The organism is Pseudomonas sp. TE6283, from assembly GCF_054060555.1.
The window spans coordinates 51,103-66,487 of record NZ_JBSSDH010000016.1 but is presented as its reverse complement, the minus strand read 5'-3'; the positions used below and the strand labels follow the sequence as shown (position 1 = coordinate 66,487).

The window sequence follows — 15,385 nt, the reverse complement described above, 5'->3', positions numbered from 1 at the left end:
AGCCAGAGTCGACGCATGAGCCCCACTCCCTTTCACCCGACGCAAACACCTGCTATCACCGATGCCGGAGAGCACCTGCGGCGCCTACGCCGCCAGGCCGGGCTCAGCCAGCTCGACCTGGCGCTGTTGGCGGGCCTGTCGCAACGCCACTTGAGCTGTGTGGAGACCGGCCGCGCCAAAGCCAGCCCCAGTACCCTGCATGCCCTGCTCAGCGCGCTGGATGTACCACTCGAGCACTGCAACGAAGTATTCCTCGCGGCAGGTTACGCACCGCGCTACATGGCTTCTGCACCGGACGCCCCAGCCATGAAGATGGTGCATGACGCAGTGGAGCACATCCTGCAGGCCAACAACCCCGCACCGGCCATCGTCATCGCCAGCAACTGGGACATCACTGCGGCCAATGCCAGTGCCGGGTTGCTGTTCGCCATGGCCGGGGTAGCGACAACCAGCACATCGGAACTCAACCTGCTGGACACACTGCTGCGCCCGGGCGGACTGGGAGATCATCTGGTCAATGCCGATGAGATACGGGCGATCGCCTGGCAGCGGGCGGCCAGGGAGGCGGTGGGCAATCCAGAATTGGCTCGGCGGCTGCAAAGCTTGCCCGTGCCACCCGCACTGGCGCCGGACACACCGCCGTCACCGCTGGTGCTGACCCGGGTGCGTGCTGCCGAGGGCGAACTTAGGTTCCTGTCCACCTTCACCACCTTCGGCATGCCGCAGGACATCACGGTGGCATCGCTACGTATTGAACATCTGGTGCCGGCCGACGATGAAACATGGCAAACCATGACGGCAGCCTATCAACGGGGAATCCGCAACGCCAAGACTTGAGTAACCGGCGCGGCGTCAGGTCTCGATGAACCTCAGTGCCAACCTTCACGACGACAAGCAAGTACTGAGAAACCAAGCTATCCGCTCAATCACTCGCGCTGCTCATCAGTATCCACCGCTGCCCCTGGGTTTGAATGTCGAAGGCAAAATCCCACCACACGGGATACGCAGGGTGCCCTTCGGCAAGCCAGAACCTGCGGATGATGTCGGCCCGGTCAAGACGGACCTGGCCGAGCAGCACCTCTACCAACCTGAGCACTTCGGGACGTTTGGCCGGCAGGTCCAACGGCCCGTAGCCGCCGTCCCCTGGGTGCAGCAGGTGTTCGATGATTTCGCCGCGAGCATCGCTTGCACAGATCGGTGAATCACCACCCACGGTACAACCTTTGCCCACCGAATGACGCAACTGCGCTTCGAGTGGTCTGTCCAGTGCAAAGGGACCATACGCGTTCAACCAGAGCGTATAGTTCATCCCATCCAACAAATGCTCCAGTCGAAGTATTTCGTCTGTCCGGGTATCCATCACCACGCGCATTGACTGTTGCTCTCCTGCTCTTGCGCAAAGATGGGTAGTCTGCGAGAAAACCAAGGGACATGCCAGCAAGTGCTGGCGACCAGGCCGATACACTTGGACTCAAGCCTGCGCGGCTTGCCCCGCCACCGCTGCGCCATCCAGCACCATGCCCTCGCGCATCCGCTGCGCATCCCGGCTGAAACACCGCGAGGCCGCCAGCAGGAACACCATGGTCAGCAACAGGGCCACGGGGATCAGGTACATCGCGTCATGCAGCCCCTGGGCCTTGAACGCTTCGCTCATCGCCACCTCGCCCGCCGCCGCCATGGCCGACACGGCAAAATGATCCGACAGTCCACCGACCACCACCGGCCCCAGGCCGCCACCCAGCAGGTACAGCCCGGCGAAGAACAGCGCCATGGCCGTGGCCCGCAGGCGCGGTTGCACCACGTCCTGGATGGCGGTGTACACGCAGGTGTAGAAGTTGTAGGAGAACAGCCAGCCGACCCCGAACACCGCCACGAACACCCCCAGTTCGATGCGCCCGGCATGCAGCGCCCAGGCGGTACACAAGGTGGCCACCAGCATGCTCAGCGCGGCGAACACCAGGCGGCCGTTGGCGAAGCGCTGGTGCACCTTGTCGGCCATCCAGCCACCAAGGGTCAGGCCCACCAGGCCGCTCAGGCCGACGATCATCCCGGTGGCCACCGCAGCGTCGTGCAGCGGCAACGCGAAGTAGCGCTGCAGCATCGGCACCATGAACGAGTTGCAGGCATACGAGGCGAAGTTGAAGGTCAGCCCCGCCAGCACCAGCCAGGCGAAGGTGGGCACGCTCAACACCCGGCGCAGGGGGCGGTCCAGCGGGGCCTGGGCGGTAGCCACCGTCTCCGCCGCGCCGCGCGCGGGCTCGCGGATCATGAAGATGAACAGCGCCAGCAGCACGCCAGGCACGGCGGCGATGAAGAACGGCGCGCGCCAGCTGTCGAAGGCCTGGACCATCGCACCGATGGTGAAGAATGCCAGCAGCAGGCCCAGCGGCAGGCCAAGCATGAAGATGCCCATCGCCCGCGCCCGCCGTCCGGCCGGGAACAGGTCGCCGATCAGCGAGTTGGCGGCCGGCGCGTAGCTGGCCTCGCCGATGCCCACGCCCATGCGTACCAGCAAAAAACTCCAGAAACTGCCGACCATGCCGTTGACCGCCGTCAGCCCGCTCCAGACCAGCAGGCCCCAGCCCATCAGCCGGCTGCGCGAGCCGGTGTCGGCGATTCGTGCCAGCGGCAGGCCGGCGATGGCGTAGACCAGGGTGAAGGCGGTGCCGATGATGCCGATCTGGAAGTCGCTCAGGTGCCACTCCAGGCGGATCGGCTCGATGACGATGGCGGGGATGGTGCGGTCGAAGAAGTTGAACAGGTTGGCCAGGAACAGCAGGAACAGGATGCGCCAGGCGTTGGAGGCTTGGGTGGCGGTGGGCATAGTCGGGTCCCTCGTTATTGTTGTTCGGGGCTTCCAGCACGCCTTTGCAATCTAGAGGGACATCAGGTCATCGTCTGCCAACATTGATCGCGTTGATACCAGCCGATGGGACGCCGCACGCCCGCCATCAATGCCCACAACCGACGCCTGGACGCGCACCGTCCACCCAGGATGGACACTCACCAAAGCGCGATGTCGTAGGTCAGGTACACACGGTTGCTGTCGCGACCGCGGGCGAAGTCGGAACGATAGACATAGTTGCGCAACCTCACCCCCAGGCCTTTGAGCGGGCCACCCTGGACCACGTAGGCCAGCTCGGCGTCACGCTCCCACTCCTTGATACCCGCCTCCCCGGCGCGACCGTTGTCGCCGCTGAGGTAACGCGTCATGAAGGTCAGCCCGGGCACCCCCGCGGCGGCGAAGTTGTAGGCATAGCTGGCCATCCAGGTTTTTTCCTGCTCCTCGATGAACTTGCCGATACCGACGTTGCTGAACGAATACACCGTTGCGCCGCTGATATAGGGCAGCCCCGCCTCGCCATCAAGCACCTGGTAGCCGGCACCGAGCGTATGCCCGGAATGCGCATACGCCAGTTGCCCGCTGTACAGGTCGTTGTCGATGGCGCCGCCATGGGCGGCACCGCTGTCGCGGCTCCTGAAGTAGCGCAGGTCGGTGGTCAGCACCCCGCCGGCCAACGGCAGGTCATGCACCAGGCCGGCGAAGTCCTGGCGATAGAAGCCGTCGAGCCGGGCGTGGAAGTAGCTCAGGCGCAGCGGCTTGCCCACCGCATAATCGGCACCGACGTAGGAGAAATCACCGGACGCGTTGCCGCTGTAGCCATCCAGGTACAAGCCGGTGCTGTCCGAGGAGTCGCGCAACTTGAACTTGTCCAGGTGACCGGCGGTGAGGCTCAACCCATCGATGTCGGTGCTGGTCAGCTGCGTGCCCTGGTAAGTCTGCGGCAACAACCGCGCGTCGTTGTAGACCAGCACCGGGGTCTTGGGCAGCAAGGTGCCGTGCTTGATCACGGTCTGGCCCAGGCGCGCCTTGGCGGTCAGGCCGGCGCTGCTGAACTCGTCCGCGGCCCGGCCGTCGTCGTGCACCGGCAACAGGCCGCTGCCGCTGCGACCGCGTCCGGAGTCCAACCGCACGCCCACCAGGGCCAGGGCATCGAGCCCAACGCCCAAGGTGCCTTGGGTGAATCCGGACTGGTAGTCGAGCAAAAAGCCCTGCGCCCACTCGGTCCGCTCATGCTTGGCGGAGGCCGCCGCGCGAGGGGACAGGCCCTGCTCGTCACGGAAGTTCTCGTTGAAATAGACGTTGCGCAGCTGCAGCTTGAGCTTGCCGTCGTCGACGAATCCGCCAGCGCCGGCAACGGGCAACCAGCCGCAGAGCAGGCCACAGGTGGCCCCACGGAAAACACTTCGGAACATGATCGGTACTCTGTTGTTGTTCTTGGATGAGCGGTGGGTGGGCGCCGCGCGGCGCCCGGTGATTCACACGAAGAAGGACAAGGCACCTGTGAGCAGCGCCAGCGCGGTGATCACCAGCGAGGTAAGCACCGCCCACTTGACGGTGGCTTTCTGGAAGTCGCCGATATCGCGGTCGACCATCCCCACCAGCAACAGGGTCGAGGCAACCAACGGGCTCATCAGGTGCACCGGCTGCCCCAGTACCGAGGCCCGGGCGATTTCCACCGGGTCGATGCCATAGGCCGCGGCCGCGTTGGCCAGGATCGGCACCACCCCGAAGTAGTAGGCGTCATTGGACAGTACGAAGGTCAGCGGCATGCTGGTCAGCGCCACCACCAGCGGGAACCAGTGGCTCCAGGCGTCGGGGATCCAGTCCACCAAGGTCTGGGCGAGGGCGTCGACCATTTTGGTGCCGGAGAAGATGCCGGCGAATATGCCGGCGGCGAACACCAGCAGCACGACGGTCATGGCATTGCCCGAATGGGCGAGAATGCGCTCCTTCTGCAGCTCCAGTTGCGGATAGTTGATCATCAACGCGGCGACGAAACCGATCATGAACAGCAGCGCGGAATGCATCACGCCCATCACCAGCGCGGTCATCACGGCGATCACCAGCACCAGGTTCACATAGGCCAGGCGCGGACGCTTGTGTGGGTTGTCGCCGAGGATTTCCTTGATGTAGCAATTGCCGCCCCCTGACGCCAGGGTGACATTGCCGATGCGCCGACGCTCGGCGCGCCCCAACAGGTAGGCGGTGAACACCACCCAGACCGCGCCGCCGATCACGGTGGGCAGCATCGGGATGAAGTATTCGGTCGCATCCAGGCCAAGGGCGGCGATCGCGCGGGTCGCCGGCCCGCCCCAGGGGCTCATGCCGCTCATGATGCTCAGCGATAGCATCGACACCGTGGCCAGTATCATCGGGTTCATGCCGATGCGTTTGTACAGCGGCAGCATCGCCGCGCAGGTGATCATGTAGGTGGTGGTGCCGTCGCCGTCGAGGGCAACCAGCAACGACAGCAGCGCGGTGCCTATGGCGATCTTGATCGGATCGCCGTTCACCCGCTTGAGAATCTTGCGGATCAAAGGGTCGAACAGGCCGGCATCGATCATCAGGCCGAAGAACAGGATGGCGAACAGCAGCAACGCCGCCGAGGGTGCCACCATCTTCAGGCCATCGAGCATCATCTTGCCGAGCTCGGGAGCGAAACCGCCGATCACGGCAAAAACGATGGGTACCACTGTGAGCGCGACGATCGGCGACAGGCGTTTGCTCATGATCAGGTAGGTGAACGTCACCACCATGATCAGGCCCAGGAGTGCGAGCATGGTTTTTTCTCTTGTTTTTATTCTGTGTTTGGCCGCCCGACGCGCAGGCGGCCCCCTGCCCCACCCGGCATCGCAGGGATGCTGGGAGGAAGTCTACTGCAACATGGGAGCGATAACCGGTTGGTCAGCCGTGCCGGGGAGGCTGCGCGGACCACTCGGGGTGAGCGTCGACGGCTTCGTCGGCCGCCGATGGCGCGCCGTCGAGGCGGCGCAGCAAGGTTTCGCGATCGCAGGCATGCTCCGACAGCGAGATGACCACGGTGGCCACGGCGTTGCTGGCCAGGCTGGTCAGGGCCCGCGCCTCGGACATGAAGCGATCGATACCGATCAACAAGGCAAGCCCGGCCAGCGGTATGTCGTGGATGACCGTGAGGGTCGAGGCCAACGCCACGAAGCCGCTGCCGGTCACGCCGGCGGCCCCCTTGGACGACAGCAGCATGATTGCCAGCATGGTCACCGTCTGCCCGAGGGTCAGGTCGATGTTGCAGGCCTGCGCGATGAACACGGCCGCCAGCGACAGGTAGATGGCGGTGCCATCGAGGTTGAAGGAATACCCGGTTGGCAGCACCAGCCCTACCACGCCTTTGCGACAACCGAGCCGCTCGAGCTTTTCGAGCATGCGCGGCAGCACCGGCTCGGTGGACGAGGTACCCAGCACCACCAGAAATTCTTCGCGGAAATAGCGCAGCAGCTTCCACAGGCTGAAGCCATGGGCGCGACAGATGCCGCCCAGCACAACCAGGACGAAGAAGGCGCAAGCGATGTACAGCGTGCCCACCAGCTTGGCCAGGGCGCCGAGGGAGGTGACGCCGTATTGCCCGACGGTGAAGGCCAGCGCACCGAACGCACCGACCGGGGCGAAACGCATCAGGTAGCCGAAGATACGGAACACCATGATCGAGACCGACTCCAGCACCGCAAGGACGGGCCGGCCCTTCTCGCCCATGGACGACAGGGCGAAGCCGCTGAGTACGGCGATGAACAGCACCGGCAGCACCTCACCCTTGTTGAAGGCACCGATGAATGTCTCCGGAATGATGTGCATGAAGAAGTCGACCACGCCCAGTTTCGCCGCCGAGGCGGCGTACTGGCCCAGGCCCTCTGTACTCAGGGTGGCAGGATCGATGTTCATGCCGGCGCCGGGCCGGAACAGGTACACCGCCGCCAGGCCGATTACCAGGCTGATCACGGTCAGCAGCAGGAACAACAGCAAGGTCTTGCTCATCAGGCGCCCCAGGGAGCGCTTGTCGGTCATGCCGGCAATGCCGGTGACGATGGTGCAGAACACCACTGGCGCGATCATCATCTTGATCAACTTGATGAAGGCGTCGCCCAGGGGTTTGAGGGCAACGGCCTGTTGCGCCCAGAAGTGGCCGACCACCACGCCCAGCAGGACGGCGCAGAGGATCTGGAAGTACAGGGATCTGGCAAGTTTCATGAGGCATCACCCATTGTTGAAATTGTGCGGATGCGCTTGTTGCTGAAGCCGCGCTGATGGTGGCGGCGGACTGGGTCTATCCCGCCAGCCTGCGCGAGGACGGGGCATAGACGAACCCTGAGAAGAGCCGACGGGCGGTACGCACCACCGATGCCTGCAGGGTCTTGCCATCGACGCCGCTACGCGACAGCGCCACGTCGATGCCACCACTGGGATGTTCGATGCGCACCTGCTCCAAGTGCTGTGCCCCCTCGCCGAGCAGGTCGCCGACCACCGTACCGGCGCTGACGCAAGCCGTGGCCAACCCGACGGCGCCGGTGATCGCCAGGGCCCGGTGGCAATTGTGCGGCATGAAATAGCGCACCTGCACCGTACCGTCATGCCGAGGTGGCGCGACCAGCACCGGCTTGGGGATCACCATGCCGCTGACATCACCCAGGCCCATGGCCTTGCCAGCCTTCAGGCGCAAGGCTTCAAGGCGCTGCAGCAAGGCATTGTCGGCATCCAGCTCGGCCGGGGTTTCCGAGCCGGTCACGCCCAGTTGCCGGGCGTCGACGAGCATCATGGGCATCGCCATGTCGATGCAGGTGACCGGCACGCCGTCGATCACATCCTGAGGTTTGCCGGTAGGGAACAGCTTGCCGGTCTTGCTGCCCACTGCATCGAGGAACGTCAGGTGCACCGGGGCCGCCGTGCCAGGGACGCCGTCGATCGCCGTGCGCCCTTCGTAGCGGACGATGCCGCCAGGCGTTTGCACCAGTGAATCGACGAAGGTTCCGGTATTGAGGTTGCGGATGCGTACCAGGGTCTTGCCGTCGTTGGCCTTGACCAGCCCTTGCTCGATGGCGAACGGCCCGACGGCGCACAGCATGTTGCCGCAGTTGGGCGCGGTGTCGACGCGCCGCTGGGCGACCATCACCTGGACGAACAGGTAGTCGACATCGGCATCGGCGTGCAACGACGGGCTGATGATCGCCACTTTGCTGGTCTGCGGGCTGCCGCCACCGATGCCGTCGATTTCCAGCTCGTGCCCGGAGCCCATCAGGTTGATCAGCAACTCGTCGCGCTCGACCACGTTTGCAGGCAGGTCCCAGGCGTGGAAGAACGGCCCTTTGGAGGTACCGCCGCGCATGAGTACGCAAGGAATTCGTTGCATGATTTCGCACTCTTGTTGATCAATGGACATCATTGATGTTGTGAGCAAAAGAGTGACAGGGATGGATAAATCAATCCAATGCAAATATCGTAGTCATTATTGCGATAAAAGCATCAATAATCGTACGGCCCACTGAGCGATGTCTGATGGAATATGAACTGCAAGATATAAGATCTTTCGTGAAAATCGCCGAACTTGGCAGCTTTCACGAGGCTGCAGAAGCGCTGCACTTGTCCCAACCCGCCCTGAGCCGACGAATCAAGAAGCTCGAGGAAGGGCTCGGTACTTCGTTACTCGAACGCACTACGCGCCGGGTCAGCCTGACGAGCGTGGGTCGGGATTTCCTGCCCAAGGCCAGGCGCCTGCTGGATGATTTCGAGGATTCGATCCTGAGCATCCGCGAACTGGCCGAGCGCCAGACGGGGCAGGTCACCCTCGCTTGCATTCCCACGGCAGCGTTCTACTTTCTGCCCTCGGTGATCCGCGACTACAACGCGCAGTACCCGAAGATCCGCATCCGCCTGCTGGACCTCAGTGCCAACGATGGGCTGGAAGCCGTACTGCGCGCAGAGGCCGATTTTGGCATCAACATGATGAGTGGCCAGCATCCGGACATCGAGTTCGTCTCGCTGGTACAGGAGCATTTTGTGCTCGCTTGCCGCCGGGACCACCCGTTGGCCAAGCGCGAGTCGGTGACCTGGGCCGAACTGGCCGACTACCGCTTGATCGGGGTCGGTCGCCTGAGCGGCAACCGCATGTTGCTCGATCATGCGCTGGCCGGTCTGAACCTTCGTCCTCAATGGTTCTACGAGGTCCAGCACTTGTCGACCTCGCTGGGCATGGTCGAGGCCGGGCTGGGGGTCTCGGCAATGCCTAGCCTGGCCATGCCCAGCGCCGACCATCCGACGTTGGTCAGCGTGCCGCTGGGCGAGCCGCAGGTCAGCCGCACGCTGGGCTTGGTGTTTCGTCGCGGTGCGTCGCTGTCGCCGGCGGCCGAAAAGTTCGTATCGATCCTGTTGCAGCAATGGCCCAATCGCTGACCCCTGGGCCGGTGGCATGCCGGATCCGCGCAAAGTTCATCAGCGCCTGCGTCGCGGAGTGCTAACGTATGCGGCTATTGACCGCCCTTGAAATCCAGGGCGCTCTGTTCACTTGTCCCTGCGGAGTTTTCCTTGGCCTCGCCTGCTCATGAACGTTCGCTCGATGGGTTGAATTTTTTCCTGGCCGATGTCCGTGATGGACTTGGCCCCTACCTGGCGATCTACCTGCTGGCGGTGCACCATTGGGAGCCCGGCAGTATCGGCCTGGTCATGACCTTGGCCAGCGTCACGGCATTGCTGACCCAGACGCCAGCTGGCGCGCTGATCGACAGGACCACGGCCAAGCGCGCCGTGATGGCCATCGCCGCGCTGCTGGTGACCGGCAGTTGCCTGGTGCTGCCCTGGGTCACCAGCGTCGCGCTGGTGACGTTGACCCAAGCCATCAGCGCGCTCGCCGGTTCCGTGTTCGCGCCGGCCATCGCTGCCATTTCACTGGGCCTGACCGGGCCGCGGGCATTCACCCGGCGCATGGGCCGCAACGAAACCTTCAACCATGCCGGCAATGCCTGCTCGGCAGTGCTCGCCGGCGGGCTGGCCTACCTGTTCGGACCGGTGGCTGTGTTCTACCTGATGGCGGCGATGACTGTGGCCAGCCTGATCGCCATCAGCCGAGTGCCGGCGACAGCCATCGATCATGACCTCGCGCGCGGCCTTGACCCGCGGCCGCCGGGCCAGCACGCTCACCCCGCCGGCCTTGCCGTACTGTTGCACAATCGCCCCTTGCTGCTGTTCGCCGTATGCTGCGCGTTGTTCCATCTGGCCAACGCGGCAATGCTTCCGCTGGTGGGCCAGAAACTGGCTCAGGCCAACCTGCAGTTGGCCACGCCGCTGACCTCGGCGTGCATCGTCGCGGCGCAGCTGGTGATGGTGCCCATGGCGCTGCTGGCCGGCGCCAGGGCCGACCGCTGGGGACGCAAGCCGCTGTTGCTCGCCGGCTTTCTGATCCTGCCGCTGCGTGGCGTGCTGTACGTGATGTCGGACGATCCGTTCTGGCTGGTGGCCGTGCAATTGCTCGATGGCATCGGCGCCGGACTGTTCGGCGCATTGTTCCCGGTAGTGGTCAAGGACCTCACCCAAGGCAGCGGGCGCTTCAATGTCAGCCTTGGCGCATTGTCCACGGCCTTCGGCCTGGGCGCGGCGCTAAGTCCCGGAGTCGCGGGGCTGGTGGTACAGTCCGCAGGCTACGACGCGGCATTCCTGACATTGGCGGGCATCGCGACTGCAGCGTTGCTTCTGCTTTGGCTGGCCATGCCGGAGACCCGCCGACCTGCCAGCGATGCCAACGCCGAGCAAGCCCCTCCCCTTCACTCCCCTTCCGGAAACTGAGTCCTCGCATGCCTGTCGCTGAGTCATCCCTGATCATCTGGTCGGTTGCGGCCGCGGCCACCGCCCTGGTCATCCTTCGGCCGGGACGCGTGCCCGAGTATGTCTGGGCGATGGGCGCCGCCTTAGGGCTGACGGCCTGCGGCCTGATCCCATGGCGCCTGGCCTTGGCGGCAATCGCCGAAGGAGGCGATGTCTACCTGTTCCTGACCGGCATGATGGTGCTGGCCGAGCTGGCTCGCCAGGAAGGCTTGTTCGACTGGCTGGCCAGGTACGCGGTGCAGCATGCCAGGGGCTCGGGCCAACGCCTGTTCGACCTGGTATTCCTGGTCGGTACACTGGTCACCGTGTTCCTGTCCAATGACGCCACCGCTGTGGTGCTGACACCGGCCGTGTATGCGGCGTGCAAGGCGGCCAAGGCCGAGCCGCTGCCCTACCTGTTCATCTGCGCCTTCATCGCCAATGCCGCCAGCTTCGTGCTGCCCATCTCCAACCCGGCCAACCTGGTAGTCTTCGGCAGCCAGATGCCGCCGCTGCTGGAATGGCTGCGCCAGTTCACCCTGCCCTCGCTGGGCGCCATCGCCATGACCTACCTGGTGCTGCGCGTGACCCAGCGCAAGCGCATCCGTCAGCCGCTGGCCGTGGCCATCGAGATGCGCCCCTTGTCGGCCGGCGCCCGGCTTTGCGCGCTGGGCCTGATGTTCACCGGCACCCTGCTGTTGACGGTATCGGCACTGGACATGCCGCTAGGGCTGCCGACATTTTGCGCAGGCATGGCCACCACCGGGTTGATCCACCTGCGTCAGCGGCGCAACCCGGCGCCGTTGCTGCGCCACGTGGCCTGGGGGGTCCTGCCCTTGGTCGCAGGACTGTTCGTGCTGGTGGAAGCCGTGGCCCACACCGGCGTGATCGACCGTCTTGCCCAATCGTTGGCCGCCCTGGCGCACCAGTCGGCAGGCACGGCAAGCTGGACGGCGGGGGTGACTGCGGCCGTGGCCAGCAACCTGATGAACAATCTGCCCACCGGCCTGATCGCCGGTTCCATCGGCCACCTCGTCGAACTGCCCCGGCAGACCACCGCCGCCTTGCTTATCGGCGTCGACCTGGGACCGAACCTGTCGATCACCGGCTCCCTGGCCACGCTGCTGTGGCTGGTGGCGATCCGCCGCGAGGGCGAGCATGTCGGCGCATTGAGTTTCTTGCGTCTGGGCGTGCTGGTAATGCCCCCGGCACTGCTGGCGGCACTGTTGCTGCTGGCCGTATGAGCCCGGCCTTCAGAACACCACCGAGCGCCGCTGCTCCGCTGTCGCCACCACCCTGCCGCGCTTGAGCACCATCAGCCGCGCGGGCAGGTCGAGGATCACGTCGCTGACACGGTGGGTGTCCATCAGCACCAGGTCCGCGTCGTTGCCCACCGCCAAGCCATGGCTCCGCAACCCCAGGGCCTTGGCCGGGTTGCTGGTGAGCATCGGCAGCACCGTGGCCTGGTCGTCCGCCCCGCCCAGGTGACAGGCGGGGATGGCCAGCTGCGCGATATGCAGCAGGTCGCCGGTGCCGTAGGGAGTGAAGGCATTGCGGATGTTGTTGGTGGCCAGGCACACGTTCACTCCGCCATCGCGCAAGGCTCGCACCGGTGTCAGGGTGCGGCGCACGTTGCGGCTGTCGCCACGGGCGCCCAGGTGCAGGTCGGTGGCCGGCAGGCACATCACGCTGATACCGGCCTCACGCAGCAGCGCGACGATACTCGCCTGCCGCTCGGGCTCGACGGCCGCCAGGCTGGTGAGGTGGCCGACGCACACCCGCCCCTGGTAGCCCTCGGCGATGGTCCGGCGGGCCACGTATTCGATGGTCATCTGCTCGGCGTCATCGGCGAAATCCTGGTGCAGGTCGATGTCCTTGTCGTAGCGCCTGGCCAGGTCGAAGACAAAATCAATGTGCTCGTGGGGCGATACGTCGTTGTAGGGAATGCCGCCGACCACATCGGCGCCCCTCTCCATGGCCTCGACCATCATCGCTTTCATGCCGGGCAACTTGAGGATGCCTTCCTGGGGAAAAGCGACCACCTGGATATCGATGACATCGCGGAATGTTTCCCGTAGTTCCAGCACCACTTCAAGGCCGGTGAAACCCTGGGCGGGGTCGAACTCGGCGTGGGCACGGACATGGGTGGTGCCGGCCTGCACCAGCGCGCGCAACACCTGGGTCGAGCGCTCGCGGATGTCTTCGCGGGTGAGCGTGGGCTTGAGCTCGGCGGTGACGGCGATCGCTTCCTTCAAGGTGCCGGAGCGGTTGGCCTTGCGCTGCATGAGGTTGGCTTTTTCCAGGTGCAGGTGACCTTCGACGAAGCCCGGGATCAGGACATTGCCGTTGCCTTGGATTTCCTGGGTTGCCGTTGCGGTGATCGTAGGGGCGATTTCAGTGATCTTGCCGTTGCGCACGGCCACATCCATCAAGGGTTTTGCATCATCGATGCGGACATTTCTGAAGATCAGGTCCATGCCGTCGCTCCTGTAGGGGATCATTGGCGCGCGTGGAAAAGGCCCGGGCGTCGTGCGGCGCCCGAGCCATTGCCTAAGGGCGAATCAGAACGGCTTGGTCGGCAGGTACTTGCCATCCAGGGTGATAACGGCGCGCGAACCTCCTTCCGGATCGTCGACCTTCTTCACGTCCAGCTTGAAGTTGATGGCGCTGATGATGCCGTCGCCAAACTTCTCGTGGACCAGTGCCTTGAGGGTGGTGCCGTACACCTGCAGCATCTCGTAGAAGCGGTAGATGGTCGGGTCGGTCGGCACGCCGCCGGGGATGCTGCCGCGCAGTGGCACGGTCTGCAGCAGGGCAATGCCGTCGGCGTCCAGGCCCAGTTTGTCGCCCACCACCTGGGCGGCGCTGGCCGGCAGCGGGTGCTGGCCCAGCAGCGCGGCGGTGACGAAGGCTTCGGACAGGCCGGTGCCGTCGGTGATCTGGGCGAACGACAGGTCCTTGCGGGCCTTGGCCAGGAGGATGACTTCGCTCAGGGCAAGGCGGGCGTTCTGGCTGATTTGCGACTGGATCATGAGGTGTCTCCTTGGGTTGAAAATCGGGTTCAGGCAGCGTGCCGGGAGGCGTGGGAAACAGCGCGGACTTCTGGGTTGTCCGCCAGGGATACGAACTGGCCGGTGCGTCCGTCGAAGGCGTCGATGCGACCGCTCTCGATGTCGTAGATCCAGCCGTGCAGGGCCACGCGGCCCTCTTCCAGGGCCAGGCGCACCGAGGGGTGGGTCTGGATGTTGGCCAACTGGGCGATCACGTTCTCGCGCACCATGGCCTCGACCTTGGCGTGGGGGTTTTGATGCTGGCGGGCTTCATTCACCACCCGGGCCGAGTCGGCGTAGCGCAGCCAGCCGGCCACGGCGGGCATATGGTCCAGGCACTTGCAGGTGGCGATGGCGGTCATGGCGCCGCAGTCGGAATGGCCACAGATGACGATATCGGCCACTTGCAGGGCGGCGACGGCATACTCGACCGAGGCCGACACCCCGCCGGGTTCAGGGCCGTAGGACGGCACGATGTTGCCGGCGTTGCGGATGACGAACAGGTCGCCGGGTTCACGCTGGGTGACCAGCTCGGGCACCAGGCGGCTGTCGGAGCAGGAGATGAACAGCGCCCGTGGGCTTTGCTGGGTGGCCAGGTCCTTGAACAGCTTGACCCGTTCGGGGAAGGCGTCGCGCTGGAACTTCAGGAAGCCGTCGATGATGTCTTGCATGGCTGATGCCTCAGTGTCGCGGTGTGTGAGGCAAAGGTTAGGCGGTGCATTACATAAGGTAAAAGTCTCATTTATGATAAACAGCATCAGATTATCTTATGGAGAGAAGCATGCTCGCCCGGCATATCCAGTACTTTCTCGCGGTCGCCCAACACCACAGCTTCACTCGGGCGGCGGCAGCCCTGCACGTCTCCCAGCCCGCGCTTTCGCAGCAGGTCAGGCAACTGGAGGAAAGCCTGGGGGCGCAGTTGTTCGATCGCTCGGGGCGCACGACACGGCTGACCGATGCCGGCGAGGTTTACCTGCGCTATGCGAAACGGGCGTCGCAGGAACTGCAGGAGGCCAGGCGCGCGATCCATGACGTGGGCGACCTCAGCCGAGGCTCATTGCGGGTGGCAGTGACGCCCACCTTTACCAGCTACCTGGTCGGCCCCCTGGTCGAGGCCTTTCATGGCCGGTACCCCAACATCACCCTGAACCTGAGCGAAATCGCCCAGGAGCGTATGGAGCAGATGCTGCAGTTGGACGAACTGGATGTCGGTATCGCCTTCGATGAACGCCATACCCAGGACATCGACACCTACCCATTACTGGTCGAGACCCTGGCGCTGGTGGTCGGCAGCCAACACCCGTTGGCCCAGGCAAGTGCCATCGGGCCACAGGCGTTGAATGACGAATCGATGATCCTGCTCAGCGCCGAATTTGCCACCCGTGAGCAGATCGAGCGCTACTGCAGGCAGCACGGTATCCGCCCGCAGGTAATGATGGAGGCCAACGCCATCGGCGCGGTCATCGAAGTGGTGCGCAGGACGACGCTGTCGACACTGCTCCCGGCCAACATCGTCCTGGCGCATGACGACCTGGCCGCCATCGCCCTCGACCCCTTGCGCCTGCAACGCACGGCCGTGCTCATGCAGCGCAGGGGTGTCTACCAGACGGCGGCGGCGCGGGCCTTCCTGGCGCTGGCCAGGGAGGTGGCCGCACAGCTGGAGCGTGGCTGA

14 protein-coding genes are annotated in these 15,385 nt (G+C 64.6%); 5 read left to right on the top strand and 9 right to left on the bottom strand.

The features are described 5' to 3' along the window. The first annotated feature begins 15 nt into the window (after positions 1 to 15). Positions 16 to 837: a helix-turn-helix domain-containing protein gene (locus ACVWZ5_RS19565; protein WP_301142463.1), complete on the top strand. Its 822-nt coding sequence runs from the start codon at positions 16 to 18 to the stop codon at positions 835 to 837. A gap of 85 nt (positions 838 to 922) precedes the next feature. Here the strand turns inward: ACVWZ5_RS19565 and ACVWZ5_RS19560 are convergent, their stop codons facing one another. The 6 genes from ACVWZ5_RS19560 to ACVWZ5_RS19535 form a co-directional block, all read right to left on the bottom strand. Continuing rightward, on the bottom strand, positions 923 to 1,372 hold the full coding sequence (locus ACVWZ5_RS19560; protein WP_084942532.1) for a hypothetical protein: 450 nt from the start codon (positions 1,370 to 1,372) through the stop codon (positions 923 to 925). Between the two features lie 99 nt (positions 1,373 to 1,471). After that, a complete protein-coding gene (locus ACVWZ5_RS19555) occupies positions 1,472 to 2,824 on the bottom strand; it encodes a spinster family MFS transporter (protein WP_028690504.1) in 1,353 nt (450 codons plus the stop codon). 179 nt (positions 2,825 to 3,003) lie between these two features. Next, on the bottom strand, positions 3,004 to 4,257 hold the full coding sequence (locus ACVWZ5_RS19550) for an OprD family porin (protein ID WP_062573381.1): 1,254 nt from the start codon (positions 4,255 to 4,257) through the stop codon (positions 3,004 to 3,006). A gap of 63 nt (positions 4,258 to 4,320) precedes the next feature. After that, positions 4,321 to 5,625, bottom strand: a complete 1,305-nt coding sequence (locus ACVWZ5_RS19545; RefSeq protein WP_062573380.1) for a CitMHS family transporter — start codon at positions 5,623 to 5,625, stop codon at positions 4,321 to 4,323. Between the two features lie 124 nt (positions 5,626 to 5,749). Next, positions 5,750 to 7,063, bottom strand: coding sequence for a C4-dicarboxylate transporter DctA (gene dctA, locus ACVWZ5_RS19540; protein WP_028690501.1), 1,314 nt, complete (start codon positions 7,061 to 7,063; stop codon positions 5,750 to 5,752). Positions 7,064 to 7,139: 76 nt separating this feature from the next. Then, positions 7,140 to 8,219 (bottom strand): 4-oxalomesaconate tautomerase, encoded by a 1,080-nt coding sequence (locus ACVWZ5_RS19535; protein WP_343582090.1) that lies wholly within the window; start codon positions 8,217 to 8,219, stop codon positions 7,140 to 7,142. Positions 8,220 to 8,365: 146 nt separating this feature from the next. On the opposite strand from ACVWZ5_RS19535, the gene ACVWZ5_RS19530 reads away from it, so the two are divergent. The 3 genes from ACVWZ5_RS19530 to ACVWZ5_RS19520 all read left to right on the top strand — a co-directional run bounded on the left by ACVWZ5_RS19530 (position 8,366) and on the right by ACVWZ5_RS19520 (position 11,907). Then, positions 8,366 to 9,259, top strand: coding sequence for a LysR family transcriptional regulator (locus tag ACVWZ5_RS19530; protein WP_028690499.1), 894 nt, complete (start codon positions 8,366 to 8,368; stop codon positions 9,257 to 9,259). Between the two features lie 132 nt (positions 9,260 to 9,391). Beyond that, entirely contained in the window at positions 9,392 to 10,645 is a 1,254-nt protein-coding gene (locus ACVWZ5_RS19525; RefSeq protein WP_028690498.1) for an MFS transporter, read from the top strand. Positions 10,646 to 10,653: 8 nt separating this feature from the next. Further along, complete coding sequence (locus ACVWZ5_RS19520; protein ID WP_062573379.1) at positions 10,654 to 11,907, top strand: arsenic transporter; 1,254 nt, start codon at positions 10,654 to 10,656, stop codon at positions 11,905 to 11,907. 9 nt (positions 11,908 to 11,916) lie between these two features. Here ACVWZ5_RS19520 and ACVWZ5_RS19515 read toward each other — a convergent pair whose 3' ends face one another. The 3 genes from ACVWZ5_RS19515 to ACVWZ5_RS19505 all read right to left on the bottom strand — a co-directional run bounded on the left by ACVWZ5_RS19515 (position 11,917) and on the right by ACVWZ5_RS19505 (position 14,384). Continuing rightward, positions 11,917 to 13,140, bottom strand: coding sequence for an amidohydrolase family protein (locus ACVWZ5_RS19515; RefSeq protein WP_062573378.1), 1,224 nt, complete (start codon positions 13,138 to 13,140; stop codon positions 11,917 to 11,919). An 84-nt stretch (positions 13,141 to 13,224) separates the two neighbouring features. Next, positions 13,225 to 13,695, bottom strand: coding sequence for a cyanase (gene cynS / locus ACVWZ5_RS19510; RefSeq protein WP_050704948.1), 471 nt, complete (start codon positions 13,693 to 13,695; stop codon positions 13,225 to 13,227). Between the two features lie 29 nt (positions 13,696 to 13,724). Beyond that, the gene (locus tag ACVWZ5_RS19505; RefSeq protein ID WP_062573377.1) at positions 13,725 to 14,384 is read right to left on the bottom strand and encodes a carbonic anhydrase; all 660 of its coding nucleotides are present in this window, start codon (positions 14,382 to 14,384) and stop codon (positions 13,725 to 13,727) included. Positions 14,385 to 14,494: 110 nt separating this feature from the next. On the opposite strand from ACVWZ5_RS19505, the gene cynR reads away from it, so the two are divergent. Further along, entirely contained in the window at positions 14,495 to 15,385 is an 891-nt protein-coding gene (cynR, locus tag ACVWZ5_RS19500; protein ID WP_457340792.1) for a transcriptional regulator CynR, read from the top strand.

Excerpts from the sequence above, each read along its gene's own strand:
- ACVWZ5_RS19565 (WP_301142463.1), top strand. The coding sequence starts at position 16 with ATGAGCCCCACTCCCTTTCACCCGACGCAAACACCTGCTATCACCGAT.
- ACVWZ5_RS19560 (WP_084942532.1), bottom strand. The coding sequence starts at position 1,372 with ATGCGCGTGGTGATGGATACCCGGACAGACGAAATACTTCGACTGGAG.
- ACVWZ5_RS19555 (WP_028690504.1), bottom strand. The coding sequence starts at position 2,824 with ATGCCCACCGCCACCCAAGCCTCCAACGCCTGGCGCATCCTGTTCCTG.
- ACVWZ5_RS19550 (WP_062573381.1), bottom strand. The coding sequence starts at position 4,257 with ATGTTCCGAAGTGTTTTCCGTGGGGCCACCTGTGGCCTGCTCTGCGGC.
- ACVWZ5_RS19545 (WP_062573380.1), bottom strand. The coding sequence starts at position 5,625 with ATGCTCGCACTCCTGGGCCTGATCATGGTGGTGACGTTCACCTACCTG.
- dctA (WP_028690501.1), bottom strand. The coding sequence starts at position 7,063 with ATGAAACTTGCCAGATCCCTGTACTTCCAGATCCTCTGCGCCGTCCTG.
- ACVWZ5_RS19535 (WP_343582090.1), bottom strand. The coding sequence starts at position 8,219 with ATGCAACGAATTCCTTGCGTACTCATGCGCGGCGGTACCTCCAAAGGG.
- ACVWZ5_RS19530 (WP_028690499.1), top strand. The coding sequence starts at position 8,366 with ATGGAATATGAACTGCAAGATATAAGATCTTTCGTGAAAATCGCCGAA.
- ACVWZ5_RS19520 (WP_062573379.1), top strand. The coding sequence starts at position 10,654 with ATGCCTGTCGCTGAGTCATCCCTGATCATCTGGTCGGTTGCGGCCGCG.
- ACVWZ5_RS19515 (WP_062573378.1), bottom strand. The coding sequence starts at position 13,140 with ATGGACCTGATCTTCAGAAATGTCCGCATCGATGATGCAAAACCCTTG.
- cynS (WP_050704948.1), bottom strand. The coding sequence starts at position 13,695 with ATGATCCAGTCGCAAATCAGCCAGAACGCCCGCCTTGCCCTGAGCGAA.
- ACVWZ5_RS19505 (WP_062573377.1), bottom strand. The coding sequence starts at position 14,384 with ATGCAAGACATCATCGACGGCTTCCTGAAGTTCCAGCGCGACGCCTTC.
- cynR (WP_457340792.1), top strand. The coding sequence starts at position 14,495 with ATGCTCGCCCGGCATATCCAGTACTTTCTCGCGGTCGCCCAACACCAC.